This is a genomic window from Geobacillus sp. C56-T2, from assembly GCF_007829715.1.
GTDB classification, from domain to species: Bacteria; Bacillota; Bacilli; order Bacillales; family Anoxybacillaceae; genus Geobacillus; species Geobacillus icigianus.
Genome location: NZ_VJWB01000001.1, coordinates 2,937,518 through 2,953,264 on the forward strand (window position 1 = coordinate 2,937,518; position 15,747 = coordinate 2,953,264).

16 protein-coding genes are annotated in these 15,747 nt (G+C 53.7%); 4 read left to right on the forward strand and 12 right to left on the reverse strand.

The genetic code is table 11. The annotated features are described in order from the left end of the window. Positions 1-47: 47 nt before the first annotated feature. The 10 genes from GC56T2_RS14630 to GC56T2_RS14675 all read right to left on the reverse strand — a co-directional run bounded on the left by GC56T2_RS14630 (position 48) and on the right by GC56T2_RS14675 (position 9,477). Positions 48-755, reverse strand: a complete 708-nt coding sequence (locus tag GC56T2_RS14630) for an ABC transporter ATP-binding protein (protein WP_144976169.1) — start codon at positions 753-755, stop codon at positions 48-50. Position 756: 1 nt separating this feature from the next. Further along, positions 757-1,536 carry an ABC transporter ATP-binding protein gene (locus tag GC56T2_RS14635; RefSeq protein WP_144976171.1) on the reverse strand — a complete coding sequence of 260 codons (780 nt, stop codon included), beginning with the start codon at positions 1,534-1,536 and terminating at the stop codon, positions 757-759. Next, a complete protein-coding gene (locus GC56T2_RS14640; protein ID WP_033018761.1) occupies positions 1,511-2,482 on the reverse strand; it encodes a branched-chain amino acid ABC transporter permease in 972 nt (323 codons plus the stop codon). Before GC56T2_RS14640 ends, GC56T2_RS14635 begins: the two co-directional genes overlap by 26 nt. A gap of 15 nt (positions 2,483-2,497) precedes the next feature. Then, positions 2,498-3,376, reverse strand: a complete 879-nt coding sequence (locus GC56T2_RS14645) for a branched-chain amino acid ABC transporter permease (protein ID WP_144976173.1) — start codon at positions 3,374-3,376, stop codon at positions 2,498-2,500. Between the two features lie 89 nt (positions 3,377-3,465). Next, entirely contained in the window at positions 3,466-4,647 is a 1,182-nt protein-coding gene (locus tag GC56T2_RS14650) for an ABC transporter substrate-binding protein (RefSeq protein ID WP_144976175.1), read from the reverse strand. Between the two features lie 505 nt (positions 4,648-5,152). Further along, positions 5,153-5,899: a sporulation protein YunB gene (gene yunB, locus GC56T2_RS14655; RefSeq protein WP_144977397.1), complete on the reverse strand. Its 747-nt coding sequence runs from the start codon at positions 5,897-5,899 to the stop codon at positions 5,153-5,155. A gap of 52 nt (positions 5,900-5,951) precedes the next feature. Beyond that, positions 5,952-6,254, reverse strand: a complete 303-nt coding sequence (locus GC56T2_RS14660) for a YunC family protein (RefSeq protein WP_144977400.1) — start codon at positions 6,252-6,254, stop codon at positions 5,952-5,954. Between the two features lie 61 nt (positions 6,255-6,315). Next, the gene (locus tag GC56T2_RS14665; RefSeq protein ID WP_144976177.1) at positions 6,316-7,698 is read right to left on the reverse strand and encodes a bifunctional metallophosphatase/5'-nucleotidase; all 1,383 of its coding nucleotides are present in this window, start codon (positions 7,696-7,698) and stop codon (positions 6,316-6,318) included. A gap of 16 nt (positions 7,699-7,714) precedes the next feature. Then, the gene (locus GC56T2_RS14670) at positions 7,715-8,602 is read right to left on the reverse strand and encodes a sulfite exporter TauE/SafE family protein (RefSeq protein ID WP_144976179.1); all 888 of its coding nucleotides are present in this window, start codon (positions 8,600-8,602) and stop codon (positions 7,715-7,717) included. A 26-nt stretch (positions 8,603-8,628) separates the two neighbouring features. After that, the gene (locus GC56T2_RS14675; protein WP_144976182.1) at positions 8,629-9,477 is read right to left on the reverse strand and encodes a DUF72 domain-containing protein; all 849 of its coding nucleotides are present in this window, start codon (positions 9,475-9,477) and stop codon (positions 8,629-8,631) included. Positions 9,478-9,883: 406 nt separating this feature from the next. Here GC56T2_RS14675 and GC56T2_RS14680 point away from each other — a divergent pair, with 406 nt between their 5' ends. From GC56T2_RS14680 to GC56T2_RS14695, 4 genes are all read left to right on the forward strand, one after another. Then, positions 9,884-10,564: a cobalamin B12-binding domain-containing protein gene (locus tag GC56T2_RS14680; RefSeq protein ID WP_172706234.1), complete on the forward strand. Its 681-nt coding sequence runs from the start codon at positions 9,884-9,886 to the stop codon at positions 10,562-10,564. Positions 10,565-10,627: 63 nt separating this feature from the next. Next, on the forward strand, positions 10,628-10,933 hold the full coding sequence (locus GC56T2_RS14685; RefSeq protein WP_144976186.1) for an antibiotic biosynthesis monooxygenase family protein: 306 nt from the start codon (positions 10,628-10,630) through the stop codon (positions 10,931-10,933). Continuing rightward, positions 10,930-11,313, forward strand: coding sequence for a hypothetical protein (locus tag GC56T2_RS14690; protein WP_144976189.1), 384 nt, complete (start codon positions 10,930-10,932; stop codon positions 11,311-11,313). The genes GC56T2_RS14685 and GC56T2_RS14690 overlap by 4 nt, the downstream gene beginning before the upstream one ends. A gap of 201 nt (positions 11,314-11,514) precedes the next feature. After that, positions 11,515-12,639, forward strand: a complete 1,125-nt coding sequence (locus tag GC56T2_RS14695; protein ID WP_144976191.1) for a two-component system sensor histidine kinase NtrB — start codon at positions 11,515-11,517, stop codon at positions 12,637-12,639. 414 nt (positions 12,640-13,053) lie between these two features. On the opposite strand, the gene GC56T2_RS14700 is transcribed toward GC56T2_RS14695, so the two are convergent. Both GC56T2_RS14700 and sufB read right to left on the reverse strand, forming a co-directional pair. After that, on the reverse strand, positions 13,054-13,704 hold the full coding sequence (locus GC56T2_RS14700; RefSeq protein ID WP_255516103.1) for a hypothetical protein: 651 nt from the start codon (positions 13,702-13,704) through the stop codon (positions 13,054-13,056). A 639-nt stretch (positions 13,705-14,343) separates the two neighbouring features. Next, positions 14,344-15,741: a Fe-S cluster assembly protein SufB gene (gene sufB, locus GC56T2_RS14705; protein WP_144976195.1), complete on the reverse strand. Its 1,398-nt coding sequence runs from the start codon at positions 15,739-15,741 to the stop codon at positions 14,344-14,346. Positions 15,742-15,747 lie beyond the last annotated feature (6 nt).

The following is a 15,747-nucleotide window of genomic DNA, read 5'->3' on the forward strand; positions in this document are numbered from 1 at the left end:
TCGCCGCCATGCAATGGCTCTTTCGTTTCACCGCCTCCCCCATGGCGTCAATGCCCGCCCAAATACGCCTGCTTCACTTGCTCGCTCGCCTGCAGCTCGGCCGCCGTTCCCGACAACACGACGCGGCCCGATTCGAGGACATAGGCGCGATCGGCGATCGAGAGCGCCATATGGGCGTTTTGCTCGACAAGCAAAATCGTCGTTCCCGACGCATTGATTTCCTGGATGATGCGAAAAATCGTCTTGACAAGCAGCGGCGCGAGCCCCATCGACGGTTCGTCAAGCAAAAGCAGCTTCGGACGAGCCATGAGCGCGCGGCCGATGGCAAGCATTTGCTGCTCGCCGCCCGAGAGCGTGCCAGCCAATTGCTTGCGCCGCTCCTCAAGGCGCGGAAACAGCTGAAAAACGTTGGCAAAATCTTGTTGAATGCCGGCTTTGTCTTTGCGCAAAAACGCACCGAGCTCCAAATTTTCCTCGACCGTCATGTTGGCAAACACGCGTCGCCCTTCCGGCACGTGGGAAATGCCTTGCTTCACGATCGTCTGCGCCGCCTTGCCGGCGATCGAGGCCCCTTCGTAGACGATGTCGCCGTTTTTCGGCTTCAACAGCCCGGAGATGGTTTTCAGCAGCGTCGTTTTTCCCGCGCCGTTTGCGCCGATCAGCGTGACAATTTCGCCTTTGTTCACCTCAAGCGACACGCCTTTTAAGGCATGAATATTGCCGTAAAACACATCGATGCCATTCACGTTCAGCATGTCACGACACCTCCTCGCCAAGGTAAGCCTCGATCACTTTCGGGTTGCTGCGCACTTGTTCCGGCGTGCCTTCGGCGATCAGCTGGCCGTGATCCAACACGTAAATGCGCTCGCATATGCCCATCACAAGCGACATGTCATGCTCAATCAACAAAATCGTCAACGCAAACCGTTCGCGAATGAACGCGATCAGCTTCATCAATTCTTTCGTCTCTTGCGGGTTCATGCCGGCGGCCGGCTCGTCAAGCAAAAGCACCTTCGGCTGCGCCGCCAGCGCCCGGGCGATCTCAAGCCGCCGCTGCTGCCCGTACGGCAAGTTTTTTGCCTTCTCATGCTTGACGCCATCAAGCTGGAAAATGTTCAAGAACTCGATCGCCTTCTCTTCCATTTCCTGTTCGCCGCGAAAATGGGAGGGGAGACGGAAAATGGAGCTCAGCATCGAATGGCGGGCGTGCGCATGGTAAGCGACTTTCACGTTGTCCAAAACCGACAGCTCGCCAAATAGGCGAATGTTTTGAAACGTGCGGCTGATCCCTTTGCGCGTAATTTTGTACGGCGGCAAGCCGTTCAACGTCTCGCCGTCCAGCACAATCCGCCCTTCCGTCGGCACATACACGCCCGTCAGCAAGTTAAACAGCGTCGTTTTTCCCGCGCCGTTCGGGCCGATGAGCCCGATGAGCTCCCCTTGATGCAGCTCCATCGTCACGCCGGAGAGCGCCTTCAGCCCGCCAAACTGGATGCCGACGTTTTCCGCTTTAAGCAACGGTGTTTTTGCCGCCATGGTTCACTCCCCCTTCCGTCTTCCGCCATTTCCAAAGCGAAGACAGCTCTTTCGTCCCCATCAGCCCGGTTGGGCGGTACAGCATGACGAAAATCAGCACGAGGCTGTAAATGATCATCCGCGTTTCCGGATAGTTTTGCAAGAACGTCGAAACGATCGTCAGCAACACGGCGGCGATGACCGAGCCGGACAAACTGCCGAGGCCGCCTAAAACGACGAAAATCAAAATGTCAAACGACTTTAAAAAACCGAAGTTCGACGGCTGGATGATGTAAAAATGGTGCGCATACAACGCTCCGGCGATGCCGGCGAAAAACGCGCCGATCACAAACGCTGCCACTTTGTAATACGTCGTGTTGATCCCCATGGCATCGGCGGCGATTTCATCCTCGCGAATCGAAATGCACGCCCGTCCGTGCGTCGAGTTTGTGAAGTTGGCAATCACCAAAAGCGTCACCAACAGGCAGGCAAACACCCACGGCCATGTCGTCATGTGCGTCACCGTCATGCCGCTCGCCCCGCCAACGTAATCGATGTTAAGCAAAGCAATGCGGACAATTTCGCCAAACCCGAGCGTGGCGATCGCCAAGTAGTCCCCTTTTAAGCGCAAGCTCGGCACGCCGATGATCAGGCCAGCAAGCATCGCCGCCACCCCGGCGGTCAAAACGCCGACCGCAAACGGCAGCTGCAGCTTCATCGTCATAATCGCGGAGGCATAGGCGCCGACGGCGAAAAAGCCGGCATGTCCGATCGAAAACTGCCCGGTGATGCCGATGATCAAGTGAAGGCTCGCGGCCAACATGACATTGATCGCCATGAAAAAGAGGGTATTGACATAAAAGATATTTAACATTCCGCTGGCAATCAGCCACTCAACAACCGCGAAAAAGGCGAAGGCCAGTATGACGGAACCCCAAAATCCACGCGTCCGCTTCCAAGTTGCCATTGTCCCTACCATCCTTTACACTTTTTCTCGTACGTTCTTGCCAAACAATCCGGCCGGCCGGAAAATCAGGATGAGAATCAAAATGACAAACGCCACCCCGTCGCGCCAGAGCGAATAGCCAAGCCCGCTCACGAGCGATTCAATGACGCCAAGCAACAGCCCGCCGACCATCGCCCCCGGAATGATGCCGATTCCGCCCAACACAGCGGCGACAAACGCTTTCAAACCAGGAAGAATGCCCATCAACGGCTCGATTTTTGTATAATAAATGCCAAAAATGACGCCGGCCGCCCCCGCGAGCGCCGAGCCGATGGCGAACGTGGCCGAAATCGTGTTGTCAACGTTGATTCCCATCAACCGAGCCGCTTCCGCATCATGGGACACAGCGCGCATCGCTTTCCCGATTTTTGTCCGGTGGACGATAAATTGAAGAAGGATCATCAAAACGAGGGACGTGCCGAGGATGAACAGCGACTGGCTGCTGATGACAACCCCAAACAACTCCAAATTCCGGTCCGGGAGCAGCGTGCTCGGATACGCTTCCGGCTGCGCCCCGCGCAAATAAATCGTCACGTACTCAATGAAAAGCGAAACGCCGATCGCCGTAATCAAGACGGCAATGCGCGTCGCATTCCGCAGCGGCTTGTAAGCGATCCGCTCAATCACCATCCCAAGCACCGCGCAGGCTGCCATCGCCAATAGCAGCGCTGGAAAGAAGCCGACACCAAGCATCGTCACCGCATAAAAACCGACGAATGAACCAACCATAAAGACGTCGCCATGGGCGAAATTAATGAGCCGGACGATGCCGTACACCATCGTATAGCCGAGGGCGATGAGCGCATAAATGCTGCCGAGCGAAATGCCGTTCACGAGCTGTTGAATGAGTTCCATGTCTGCACGCTCCTTAACGAAAACTCGTCATTCATCAAAAGAAGCGCCGGACAGGGGAGCTGTTCCTCCCCCGTCCATGCCGCCTCTCCTTACGGATTGACCTTCGTTTTGAACTGCTGCTGCCCGTCTTTGTATTCCAAAATGGCCGCCGATTTCACCGGATCATGGTTTTCATCGAGCGTCAGCGTGCCGGAGACGAGCTGCAAATCTTTCGTTTTCGCCAGCGCGTCTTTGATTTTCACCGGATCGGCGCTGCCGGCCCGTTTGATCGCATCGGCCAAGAAGTAAGCCGTGTCATAGCCGAGCGCATTGAACGCATCCGGCGCTTTGTTGTATTTCGCTTGGAATGCTTTTACAAATTCTTGAATTTTCGGATCCGGGTCGCCAGACGAATAATGGTTCGTGATGTACGTATTGTTGAGCGCGTCTTTGCCGGCAATCTCCACCAGCTTCGGCGAATCCCAGCCGTCGCCGCCCATGATCGGTACGTTCAAGCCGAGTTCGCGCGCCTGCTTGACGATGAGGCCGACTTCTTCATAATAGCCCGGCAGGAAAATGAATTCCGGATTCGCTGATTTAATGCGCGTCAACGTCGCGCGGAAGTCAGTGTCTTTCGCGACATACGCTTCTTCCGCAACGATTTTGCCGCCGCCTTGGGTGAACGCGTCTTTAAACGAAGCGGCCAGCCCTTTTGAATAGTCGCTCGAGCTGTCGATCAGCACGGCCGCGTTTTTCACTTTCAGCTCATCCAAGGCGAATTTCGCCGCCACCGTTCCTTGGAACGGGTCGATGAAGCACGTCCGGAAGACGAACTCGTTCACTTTGCCGTCTTTGTTCGTGATCGTCGGATTCGTGCCCGTCGGCGTAATGAGCGGCACTTTGTTGTCATTGGCGATCTGCACTTGGGCGAGCGTGTTCGTGCTCGTCGCTGAACCGATGATCGCCACGACTTTGTCTTGGCTGATCAGCTTGATGGCGCCGTTTGTCGCTTCGGCCGCTTCCGATTTGTTGTCGACTTTGACGAGCTCTAACTTTTTGCCGTCAATTCCTTTTTTATTGATTTCATCAAATGCCAGTTCCAGCCCTTCGGCGATCGACTGGCCGTACGAAGCGACGCCGCCGGACAGCTCAAGGTTGGCGCCGACTTTAATGACATCGCCGCCTCCACCGCCGGCCGACCCGCCGCTTTGTTGGTTGTTGCCGCAGCCAGCCATAAGACCCGCCGTCAGCATCAAGGAAGCTACAATCCCTGCTGTTCTTTTTTTCTTCACTTTCATTCCCCCCATTGTTCAAAATGTTCGGTCATGAGAGCGCCCTCGCTTTCCTTTGCCGCGCCCTCCAACGGATGCTTGACATCAGCCATCTCTCCTTCTACTCCCTCCCCCCTTTCGCAACCTTATGTAAATAATAAAACTATTTTCAATTTAATATAATATTACAAAATTTATAGCCACTCGTCTAGTTCTTTTCTGTCGAAAAAAGAAAAAAAGCGGTTTCCTCTAGGCCAAGTTGGAAAACCGCTGCAGCCACCGCTCGCCGCAACATTTTACTTGTATAATATTTCCATGTTTCCATCAAAAACATTCTCGTTTCTGGCCGATGTTTCTAGGAGGGCGGTGATTGAAGGAGAAACACTGCTCTCCGACAATGTTTCCCAAACCAAAAAACGTTGCAACGTCATCATTCCATTCCTTGTGACTTCTCCCCAATCGAGCGAATTTGTTATTTTTCACCAGCCTCCTAGGCGCTCATCCGCCGCCAGCAAACAGGGAACGGCTACCGCGGCGGCAGTTCAAAAGAAGGGCCGACGGGACCCCCGCCTTTGTTGTAAAACTGCGGCACTTCTCCGGGGATAAAGCGCATGACGATCGGCATATCGGTCGTGACGGTGGAGATTTTCGACGCAAACGGAATAATGACTTGAATATCGACCGCAATATGGATATCAATTTCAATAAAAAAACTGTTAATGTCATAGGCGTGGATTTGTTTTGTCACTTCTGAATCGACATTGCCGACGATTTGAAACTGCACGGGGATGCGCGGACCCAAATTCGCGAGCAGCGCATTGTTGGTCACTTGTCCAAGCGGAATCGAATAAATGATACCGCGGCTGTCGCCGGCCCCCGACTCCACTTCGGGAAGAACGAGGCGCTCAATCCGTCCTTCGGTCGCCGCTTTCAAGCTTGCCATGACATGATCGTCCGTTTCGGATAAAATGCGGTTCATCACCGCCGTATCAAAGTCGACGGACACAATCTTGCCGCTTTCGTCCTGCCGAACCGTAACAAGCCGCTGAAACTCGGGATTGTCCTTTTGAAACTGTTGTTCAATCGCATTGTTAATCACCAAATTGGCAATTCGTTTCGTTTCGGTTTCCGCGATTTCCATCAGCACTGGCTTGATGCTTCGATTCACAATCCAAAGGCTGGCTGCCATCGAAAACATAAAAAAAACGAAGGTCAATAGCAGCACATAGCGGAACGGGAGCGGGCCCCTCCGCCCAAACCGGGGGCGCAACAACATCAAATCCCTCCTTTACAAGCTATATGTATGCTTGTAAGGAGGGATTCTTTCACCGCATTTTCAACAGCGCGTCTTTTCCTTTCATTCCCGGTTCGATGCCGAGCTCGCGGGCGGCGATCGTCACCGACTCAAGCGGCGCCGCGAGCAGCTGCTCGATCGTGCGCACCCCGACCGCCCGTCCGGCGATAATGCCGCGGTCGCGCAATTTTTCGTTCAACAACGCGACATCTAGCGCGCCGCACATAATATATCCTTTGTCGCTCGCCACCGCCAACAAATTCGTTTTCGGCAGCTGCACGGACACCGCAATAAACGGATGCCCGTCAATAATGATCGGCTTGACTTCCACCATCGCCGCAGTCACTCTCCTTTCCATCCTTCAATGTATGAAGGACGGAACGAGAAGTGCCTGACTACTGAGCCAGTTTCCACGCGAGAACGTCGCGCAAAAACTCAGGCATGTAATACGTTTTCTCCGCCGCCCGCTGAATTTGCGGGTAAAAATGGCCGATGGCAAACATATCGGTCGTCGCCACCTCGTACGTCCGCTCCGGATCGAGCGGTTCGCCGTGAACCGCAACGCGGCGGATATGCCAAACCCCATCCTCTTCCCATTCCGTCTCGAGATCGACGCCGTCATACACCATTTCCCCCATCACTTCACCGCGGAAACCAAACCCCTTAAACCGCAAATGCTTCATCCGTTCCGTATGGGCTTCCAGCATAATTTCTTTGAGCTCCGCCCCGCGCAGCTTCACTTTGCACGGATTGAGCGGATGGGGGCAAATGCGGTGCAAATCTTTTTTTGTCACCGGCCCTTTCGACAGCGGCTCAAGCAGCACGCCGGAATTGACCATGCCGATGTCCGCTTGGCACCATTCCCGCAAGGCGGAAGCCAGCACATGGGCGAGCGGCGACGGAGCGAACCAGTTGATCGGCAAATCTTCCTCCAGCTCGGCGACCCGTTCCGCTTCAAGCTGCGCCAAGCTTTCTCGCTCAAGGCGGCGAAGGCGGCGCTCCATCTCTTCGGAGCGCGGCAAGGTCGCGACATCGACGAGGGCGGCCGACGTCCGCGCTAAGCGCCCGTCTTCCACCTCGAGCTTAACGACGCCGACGTATTGTCCGTATTTTCCAGCCGCGCACAGAAGCGCGCCGTTGACTCGCTTTCCTTCCGGGAACAGATGATGGGTGTGAGCGCCTAAAACAACATCGATGCCCGGAATCTCAGCGGCCATTTGTTCATCGTCGTGCACGCCGAGATGGGATAGGACAACGACGCAGTCCGCTCGCTGCTTCACTTCCGCCACCGCCGCCCTTAGCGTCTCAAACGGCGATGCAACGGCCCAGCCGAGCGATTCGTAAAAATGACGAAACGGAGCGGTCGCGCCAACAACCCCGATGCGAAACGTCTCTGTCGCCGAAATGACGGCATACGGCAGCGCCCACGGCGGCCGCGTGCCGTCACGGCGGAACAAGTTGGCCACCACCACCGGAAATCGCGCCCGCTCATACAACGTATCGAGATCGCGGTAATCGAGCGTGATCCCTTCATTGTTGCCGATCGTCACCGCGTCATAGCCAAGCTCGTTGAGCAGCTCAACGTTCGCTTTGCCCCGCGTCGCCTCGGTGATCGGATGAACGCGGTCGACAAAATCGCCGACATCAAACAAAAGCATCGCCTCGTTGCGCTCGCGATGCTCCTTTCTGCGCTCTGACAAAAAGCGGGCGATTTGCGGCCAATGTTCAAAATGGCTGTGCACGTCATTGGTATGGTAAAGATAGACGATTTGCTTCAAAACGCCCCCTCCTCCACTACGCTAGGCTTTCCCAGACAAGTCGAATCCCTAGGACAATCAGCACGAGGCGCAGCACGACCACCAACGTTCGGCTCGGCATCCGCTTGTTGATCCATGCCCCCGTTTTCGCGCCGATCCATACGCCGGGGATGAGGGCGAGGGCAAACGTCCATTGCACATTGCCCATCGTCACATGCGTCAGCGAACCGACGAGTGAGGACAAAAAAATCATCAACATCGATGTAGCGACCGCCACATGGGGCGGAAAGCGAAACAGCACGATCATCGCCGGCACCATCAACGAACCGCCGCCAATGCCAAACAGCCCGCCGAAAAAGCCAACGACAAAGGCGATGGCAATCGCCGCCAACGGCTGGTAGTCATAAACGGAAACCTCCCCGTTTCGGTCGGTGTACGCGCAGACGACTTTCCGCCGCCACCATGGCCCCGGCTGCGCCTGTTCCACCGCCGTTTGTTCGCCTTCGTTTTCTTTCGCCGCCGCCGTTTCTGCCGCCGAGCGTTTCGTTTTCTTTTGGCTGAGCGCCAAAAAAAGCGACATGGCAATCAAAAACAGACCAAAATACAGCGAAAAATGCGCTACGCTCAGCGTATTGTTCACCCAAGCGCCGACGACCGCTCCCGGGACGCTGCCGAGACTAAACAGCAGCCCGCTTCGATAATCGACCATTTTGTCTTTCATGTACGACAACGTGGACGACAGCCCGTTGAAAATAATGACGACTAGCGATGTGCCGACCGCGACTTGCGGCGTCACCGCCGACAGCCAGCCGAGCGCGCCGAAAAACAACAGCGCCGGCACGATGATCACCCCGCCGCCAAGGCCGGCCAAACTGCCGACCGTTCCGGCCATAAAGCCAATCAATGCAAGCAACGCATAAGACATCTCCCCGTCTCCCCCATCTCATCGCTTCAAAATAAATCGAGCTGCCGCGGCGCAAGGCCTGCATATTCAATACCGAGCAGGTCGATCAGCTGTTTCGCATTATCGGCGGCATCGCCGCCGGAGTTGTTGTTAAACAGCACATAAATGTGGTCCGTTTTCGCCTCGAGCGCCCGAATGCGATCTGCCCATTCGCGCAGCTCGCGCTCATTGTAGCGGTATAAATAACGGACGGCTCGCCAGTTCTCGCCGGCCGTCGCCTTGTTCCAGCCGTGCACGTTGCGGCCGTGCAGGCGGATCAGCGTCTTTTCGCGATGAGTCGGATGCAACACGGTCGGCACCGACCCTTCCCCTGCCTGCGGCTCATCGCAAATCGCGTGAATCCAGCCTTCCTCTTCCATAAAGCGAAGCGTTTTGGTGCGAAAGCGCGGCGAAAACCAAGATTGATGGCGAAATTCAAGCGCCGCCGGCACTTCCCCCATCCGCGCCTTCACCGAGCGCAAGTACGCGACATGCTCGCGCCGGCAGTCAAACCACGGCGGAAACTGAAACAGCACCATCGCCAATTTTCCCGCTTCTTGAAACGGCGCGATCGATTCCAAAAACGCGGCAACCATCTCTTCCTTGCTTTCATATGGAATCGGGCCGCGCTCATGTCCGGTCATCCCTTGATAAGCCTTCACGATAAACTGAAACGACGGCGGCGTCTCGCGAATCCATTTTTCCACGTTCGCCCGCGGCTGAATGGCGTAAAAATACGAGTCGACCTCGACCGTCGGGAAATGGGCCGCATATTCCGACAATTTATCTTTCGCCGCCAAACCGGGCGGATAAAGGCTGTCATGATCGCCCCAGCCGGTCAGTCCGATGTAAATCATTTTGATCACCAGTTTGTTCAATTTCCAGCTATTTTAACTATAGCATAAGAGGGGGACGCCTTGAAATGAAAACGTCTGCCCGTTGGCAGAAAGCCGTAAAAACCCAACGTCCATTCGCTGCAAACGCGTGCTTTGATGGGTTTCGACATTTTATAGTATAATAGAAAAATAGGCAAAAACCATCCAACCACTCATATACCAGCTATTTAAGGAGGGGATCCTTGTTGGTTGTCCATGGTTCAACGAGCCAAAAACGCAAGCGGATGGGGCAGTCACTGGCGCATCGGTCTCACCCTGTCGGTGTTGGCAGTCCATCGGCCTATTGGTTCGATCATCGGGAACCCCCCGCCTCCCTGCGGCCGCGAAGGCGCGAGAGCGTTCAATTTTTCTTGATTAGGTGATGGCCATGTCTTATACAACCTTGGACCGATTGACCATGGCTTTGCTCAACGGCGATTTTTCCAAAGCAAAAGAAATCGTTGACCTGTATATAGCGGGCGGGAGCGGACAGCATTGGCGGCGAGCCTATGAGCTGATTACGCAAGCGATGCGCTATATCGGCACCATGTGGGAAAACAACTTGATCACCGTTGCGGACGAGCATATCGCCTCCATGACTTGCAAATATTTATTGCACGCGCTCTTTTTAGAGCAGGAACAGCAGCATCGGCTTCCTCCTCTTCCCGCGGTGCAACGGGCGATGTTTTTTTGCGTCGAAAACGAACAGCACGACATCGGCATCACCATCGTCGCCCAGCTCTTCAAAGAAAAAGGCTGGGACACCCGGTTATTAGGGGCCAACTTGCCGCTCGAATACGCGGTGATGCACGCCAAAAAGTGGAAGCCGAAGGTCGTTGGCCTTTCCGTCACTTTGCCCTACCATTTAAGCCGGGTGCCGGCATACACACACGCGCTCGAGCAGCTGCCGCACCGGCCCATCATCCTTGTCGGAGGCCGCGCAGTTCAGTTGTATGACATTTCGTCGCTCTGCTCTCCGTCTACTCTGATCATCAAAGACGTCGACGCACTGCAACAGCTGTTGGCTGAGTGGGGAGACGGGGGACTGTGTGCAACCAACGGCCTGTAATTCCTTTCTGCCGGATGAGCGTGATCATCCAGCTGCGATCATTTCAAGCGAGGTGCACGAACTATGTACATTGTTCATTCCACCTTTTCCGTTCCTGTCGAAAAGGTTGATGAAGTGATTGCCATTTATCAAAACCGTTCTCGTCTCGTCGACAAGGCGGACGGGTTTCGCGCCTTTCGCCTGCTGCAAAATGAAAAGCGACCCGGCGAACTGACGGTGCACATCGAATGGGAATCCAAGGAAGCGTTTTTGGCCTGGGTGACGAGCGACGAGTTCAAGCGCATTCATGAATTGGAGAAAAACTATCCTGACCAAGAGCTCGCCTCCATCGTTCCAACGATCACCCGCTACAAGGTGGTCGCCACATGATTTCTGTCATGCAATACTATCCGATCATCGAGGAGGTTGTCAAAGGGATTTATGCCGCTTACCCCGAGCTTTTAGAAAAGTACGGGGAGCGCGGGAAACAAAAATGTTTTGAAGACAATCAGCACCATTTCGCGCACTTAGAAACGGCGTATTTGTTAAGAAACGCCAAAGTGTTCACCGATTACGCCCTTTGGCTCAACAACATTTTAGTGAACCATGGCATGAAAACCGACCATTTATTGGACAATTTCCGCCGCATTGAACAGGCGATTCGCGGCCGCATTTCCCCTCCCGAAAAAGAAGCGGCGTTCTTGTTTTACTTGCAGGAAGCCCAACAATTGTTGCAGCAGCTTCATTCCGACCGATCTTCTTTCGGCTGAACGTCGGCGGTGCCCTTTTGGCTTGGGCGCTGTTTTTTTGTTGCGAAAAGTCGTTCGATTCCCCATTTTTTCTACAATTTGTCTTTTGGTTATGCTATAATTTTATGTTGCCATCCCTGACCTTCATGCCATCAAGCTGCCGGTCGGACATACCGCGCATCTTGTTGGCCATCACGGCCGAATGGAGGAGTCGAAAAACCGATGTTGCAACAAATTTCTGACGACCGTCACATCCTGATTGACGCGCTCCCATTTCCGTATTTTCAGACTGATCGCGCCTTTTTCATCACGGACCGGTCGATCAGCGCCAAAACGCGATTTCCTTCCACGAAAAGCTTTTTTGACTTGATCGACATCCACAGCCGCCCCAAGCTGCAGCGGTGGACAAAGGAACGAAAGGGGCGGGCGTTGGAACTGAATTTGGTGCACGGCGACGGCTCGATTCATTTGTATGATGTCTATCTCGTGCCGGCCGCGCCGGAAGCCATCCATCTGTTTTGCATTGACAAAGATCAAGACCTCCATCGCGTTGGCCTGCTGATCGAAAAAGTGGAAAAAGAATTGCTCCATATGAACTATACATTGATGCACGAAAAATCGGAGCTGCAAAAATCGCTGCACCATCTGCAAGAACAGTCGCTTCGCCACGACCAGCTCAACACGGTGGCCAAAATTGCCGCCAGCATCGCCCATGAAATTCGCAATCCGCTGACAAGCGTCCGCGGCTTTGTGCAATTAATGCGCCCTTATTTGGACCAGATCGGCAAAGGAAGCTACGTCGACGTAGTTCTTTCCGAAATTGACCGCGCCAATCAAATCATTTACGATTTGCTCCATCTCTCGAAACCGACCCAAGGGGAACGGCAAGCGGTCGCATTGGCGCCATTGATGGAAGAAGTGGTACTGTTTTGCCAAAGCGATTTGTTGATTCACCGTTGCGCCATCACCTGCGACACTCCAGATGAGCCAATCGTTGTCGTCGCCAACGCCAAACAGCTCAAACAAGTGTTGCTCAACATGATCCGAAACAGCATGGAGGCGATTGCTGAAGCCGGGCGGACGGACGGCCATATCCGCCTTTCCTTGCAGGCAACCGAGCGGTACGCCCAAATCACGATTCGCGACAATGGCACCGGCATCCCTCCCGACCGCTTGGAGCGCCTGTTTCAGCCTTTTTTTACCACAAAGCAAAAAGGGACAGGCTTAGGGCTGTCCGTCTGCAAAAAAATTATCGAAGAGCACGGCGGGGACATCTATGTCCAAAGCGAGTTAGGGCAAGGGACGACCTTCATCCTGCTCCTCCCTCTCGCCTCCGAGCCGATTTGATCGGTCGGGAAACGGAAGCGGTCGGAACGCGGTTTCGCACGGTCGATTTCCAATCAGTTCAGGCCGAATGAAAAGAAACGTTCCGCTCTTGGATGAAATACGGGAGCGATTGTCGAACTACTTTTGTTCAGGCGGAATGAAAAGAAGCGCTCCGCTCCCACCACAAACAATGACCGGGCTGTCACGATCGCTTCAATCAGTCAGATGTAAATCATGTTCATCACCAATCGTTGGCGGCGACAAGGCGTCTTCGTGAAGCAGCAGAAGTCAGATGCAAACCATGTTCATCACCAATCTGTTCGATTTCAAAGCGCTAACAAGGAAGACGGAGCGCGGCGGAACAAAAGCGACCTGGCATGACAGAAGACAGGGGAGCGCCCAAAAGCGAACGCTCCCCCGTTCGATCCCGCTTCATCACGGTTGGATGAAGATGCGGATCACCGGCGACTTGAACATCACCGCATCAGCCTTCCCATTCCAGTTATAAACATCTTGGAAGGAAAACAAGTCGCTGTCGCTCCACGCCCGATGAGCATGGACATAAAATCCCTCCACATCAATATACGTTTGCGCGCGATCGGAAGGCACGATTTCCGAATACACATATCCAAAGTGGCGGCTGCTTTCCTTGCGCAAGGAATTTTTCATCATATACCCTACAACAGAAGATTGGTACGGCTTCCTACTATGTTGTATGCTGACGTGAGAGCGATCCTGATATGTTTTGTAGGAGCTGTAAACGTGGTGATAATCGACAACCGCATTTTCCGTCGTCAAAATCCCGTAAAAATCCGTCTCCTTTTCTTTCGGATCGATAAGCCATTCATACGACAAGACGACGGCGTATCGATGCTCTTCTCGATTGAGTGAGGAAACAGAGAGGGTCAATTTTATGATGTTCTTTTGATGATCGGTGTAAATCGTTGATGTGGTGCATAACTTCTGTTTCTCGATATGGCATTGGATCATTTGATGATCCGCCTGTTTCTTAAAAATCTCCTTCACCGTTTGTTCATCGGGCTCATTCCATTGATTCGCCGCGCGTCTCGCACGAAAAAAATCCATCTCCTGTCCATCTATGTGGCGAATCTCTTCTTTCGTCATCCCCAGCCAAAAGAAAGACGCAACCTCCTTATTTTTGAGCTGTCGGTTGACTTTATTGAGGCTTTCCGGCTCTCTGATGAGACTCTCGATCTCTTCTTGATCAAATCCTTGCCTTTTTGCCTCCCAATGATGAGCCTGTAAACTCATCTCCTGATGATCACAGCCAGCTAGCATGGTACACAACAAAACATAACGGAGGATCCGTTTCACCGATATCCCACCCTTATCGTATCCATTCGCGGCAAATCAGATGCGGCACCATTTTTACCTGTCAAAACGGCAACACGAAAAACACGAATCCCTCCTAGAAGCCCGGTGAAAAACCGCTGTCACACATGAATCAGCGGCGTTTTCATTCAGAAAAGAAAGCTGATTCTACAAAGTTTCTCCAATTAGGGAAATAATGGAATCAGCAGTATTTTGCCCTAAATCACCCACCTTCTAGAAAGTGCCCTGCAACGCAGCAAACAACGTATTCGGGGGCGCCCTTAGCGCCCCCGAAGATAAGCGGAAAGAGCAAGAAACCAGCCGCTCCGGTTTGTGTCAATCATTGTGGGTGCGAGGCTCGCAACGGCGCGCCAACCCCTTGATTTATCCAGCTTATCCGATACTTCCTTCCATTTCAAACTTGATCAAGCGGTTCATCTCGACGGCGTATTCCATCGGCAGCTCGCGAGTGAACGGCTCGATGAAGCCCATGACGATCATTTCTGTCGCTTCCTGCTCGGAAATGCCGCGACTCATCAAGTAGAACAGCTGCTCTTCCGACACTTTCGACACTTTCGCTTCGTGCTCAAGCGAAATGTTGTCGTTTAAAATTTCGTTGTACGGAATCGTATCCGATGTCGACTGGTTGTCAAGAATGAGCGTGTCGCATTCGATGTTCGAGCGCGAACCGGACGCTTTGCGGCCGAAATGGACGATGCCGCGGTACGTGACTTTTCCACCTTGTTTCGAGATCGACTTCGAGACGATCGTTGATGACGTATTCGGCGCCAAGTGGATCATTTTCGCCCCGGCGTCTTGGTGCTGCCCTTTGCCGGCGATGGCGATCGACAGCGTCAAGCCGCGCGCCCCTTCGCCTTTTAAAATGACAGCCGGGTATTTCATCGTCAGCTTCGAGCCGATGTTGCCGTCGATCCATTCCATCGTCGCGTTTTCTTCGCAGACGGCGCGCTTCGTCACCAAGTTGAAGACGTTGTTCGCCCAGTTTTGGATCGTCGTGTAGCGGCAGTACGCTCCTTTTTTGACGATGATTTCCACAACCGCGCTATGGAGCGAATTCGTCGTGTAAATCGGCGCGGTGCAGCCTTCGACATAATGCACGTGCGCCCCTTCATCGACGATGATGAGCGTCCGCTCAAACTGCCCCATGTTTTCCGAATTGATCCGGAAGTACGCTTGCAGCGGCGTTTCGACTTTGACACCTTTTGGAACGTAAATGAACGAACCGCCCGACCAAACCGCCGAGTTCAAAGCGGCAAATTTGTTATCGGTCGGCGGCACGACTTTGGCGAAATACTCACGGAACAAGTCTTCGTTTTCTTTCAGCGCCGAGTCGGTGTCTTTAAAGATGACGCCCAGTTTTTCCAAATCCTCTTTCATGTTATGGTAGACGACTTCTGATTCGTATTGGGCGGAAACGCCGGCCAAATATTTTTGTTCCGCCTCTGGAATACCGAGCTTATCGAACGTCGCTTTGATCTCCGCCGGCACTTCATCCCATGAACGGCCCGATTTTTCCGTCGGCTTGACGTAGTAGGTGATTTCGTCAAAATCCAAGCTCGACAGGTCGCCGCCCCATTGCGGCATCGGCTTGCTGTAGAAGATGTCGAGCGCTTTTAAGCGGAATTCGAGCATCCATTGCGGCTCGTTTTTCATCCGCGAAATTTCTTCGACGACTTCGCGCGTCAGGCCGCGCTGGGCGCGGAAGACGGAGACGTCCTTGTCAACGAAACCGTACTTGTATTCCCCGATTTCCGGTGCTTTTTTCGCCATCGTGGT

What these genes read in the sequence shown, in the direction of transcription:
- GC56T2_RS14630 (WP_144976169.1), bottom strand. Translation starts at nt 755, where the DNA reads ATGCTGAACGTGAATGGCATCGATGTGTTTTACGGCAATATTCATGCC.
- GC56T2_RS14635 (WP_144976171.1), bottom strand. Translation starts at nt 1,536, where the DNA reads ATGGCGGCAAAAACACCGTTGCTTAAAGCGGAAAACGTCGGCATCCAG.
- GC56T2_RS14640 (WP_033018761.1), bottom strand. Translation starts at nt 2,482, where the DNA reads ATGGCAACTTGGAAGCGGACGCGTGGATTTTGGGGTTCCGTCATACTG.
- GC56T2_RS14645 (WP_144976173.1), bottom strand. Translation starts at nt 3,376, where the DNA reads ATGGAACTCATTCAACAGCTCGTGAACGGCATTTCGCTCGGCAGCATT.
- GC56T2_RS14660 (WP_144977400.1), bottom strand. Translation starts at nt 6,254, where the DNA reads ATGGTGGAAGTCAAGCCGATCATTATTGACGGGCATCCGTTTATTGCG.
- GC56T2_RS14670 (WP_144976179.1), bottom strand. Translation starts at nt 8,602, where the DNA reads ATGTCTTATGCGTTGCTTGCATTGATTGGCTTTATGGCCGGAACGGTC.
- GC56T2_RS14675 (WP_144976182.1), bottom strand. Translation starts at nt 9,477, where the DNA reads ATGATTTACATCGGACTGACCGGCTGGGGCGATCATGACAGCCTTTAT.
- GC56T2_RS14680 (WP_172706234.1), top strand. Translation starts at nt 9,884, where the DNA reads ATGTCTTATACAACCTTGGACCGATTGACCATGGCTTTGCTCAACGGC.
- GC56T2_RS14685 (WP_144976186.1), top strand. Translation starts at nt 10,628, where the DNA reads ATGTACATTGTTCATTCCACCTTTTCCGTTCCTGTCGAAAAGGTTGAT.
- GC56T2_RS14690 (WP_144976189.1), top strand. Translation starts at nt 10,930, where the DNA reads ATGATTTCTGTCATGCAATACTATCCGATCATCGAGGAGGTTGTCAAA.
- GC56T2_RS14695 (WP_144976191.1), top strand. Translation starts at nt 11,515, where the DNA reads ATGTTGCAACAAATTTCTGACGACCGTCACATCCTGATTGACGCGCTC.
- GC56T2_RS14700 (WP_255516103.1), bottom strand. Translation starts at nt 13,704, where the DNA reads ATGGATTTTTTTCGTGCGAGACGCGCGGCGAATCAATGGAATGAGCCC.
- sufB (WP_144976195.1), bottom strand. Translation starts at nt 15,741, where the DNA reads ATGGCGAAAAAAGCACCGGAAATCGGGGAATACAAGTACGGTTTCGTT.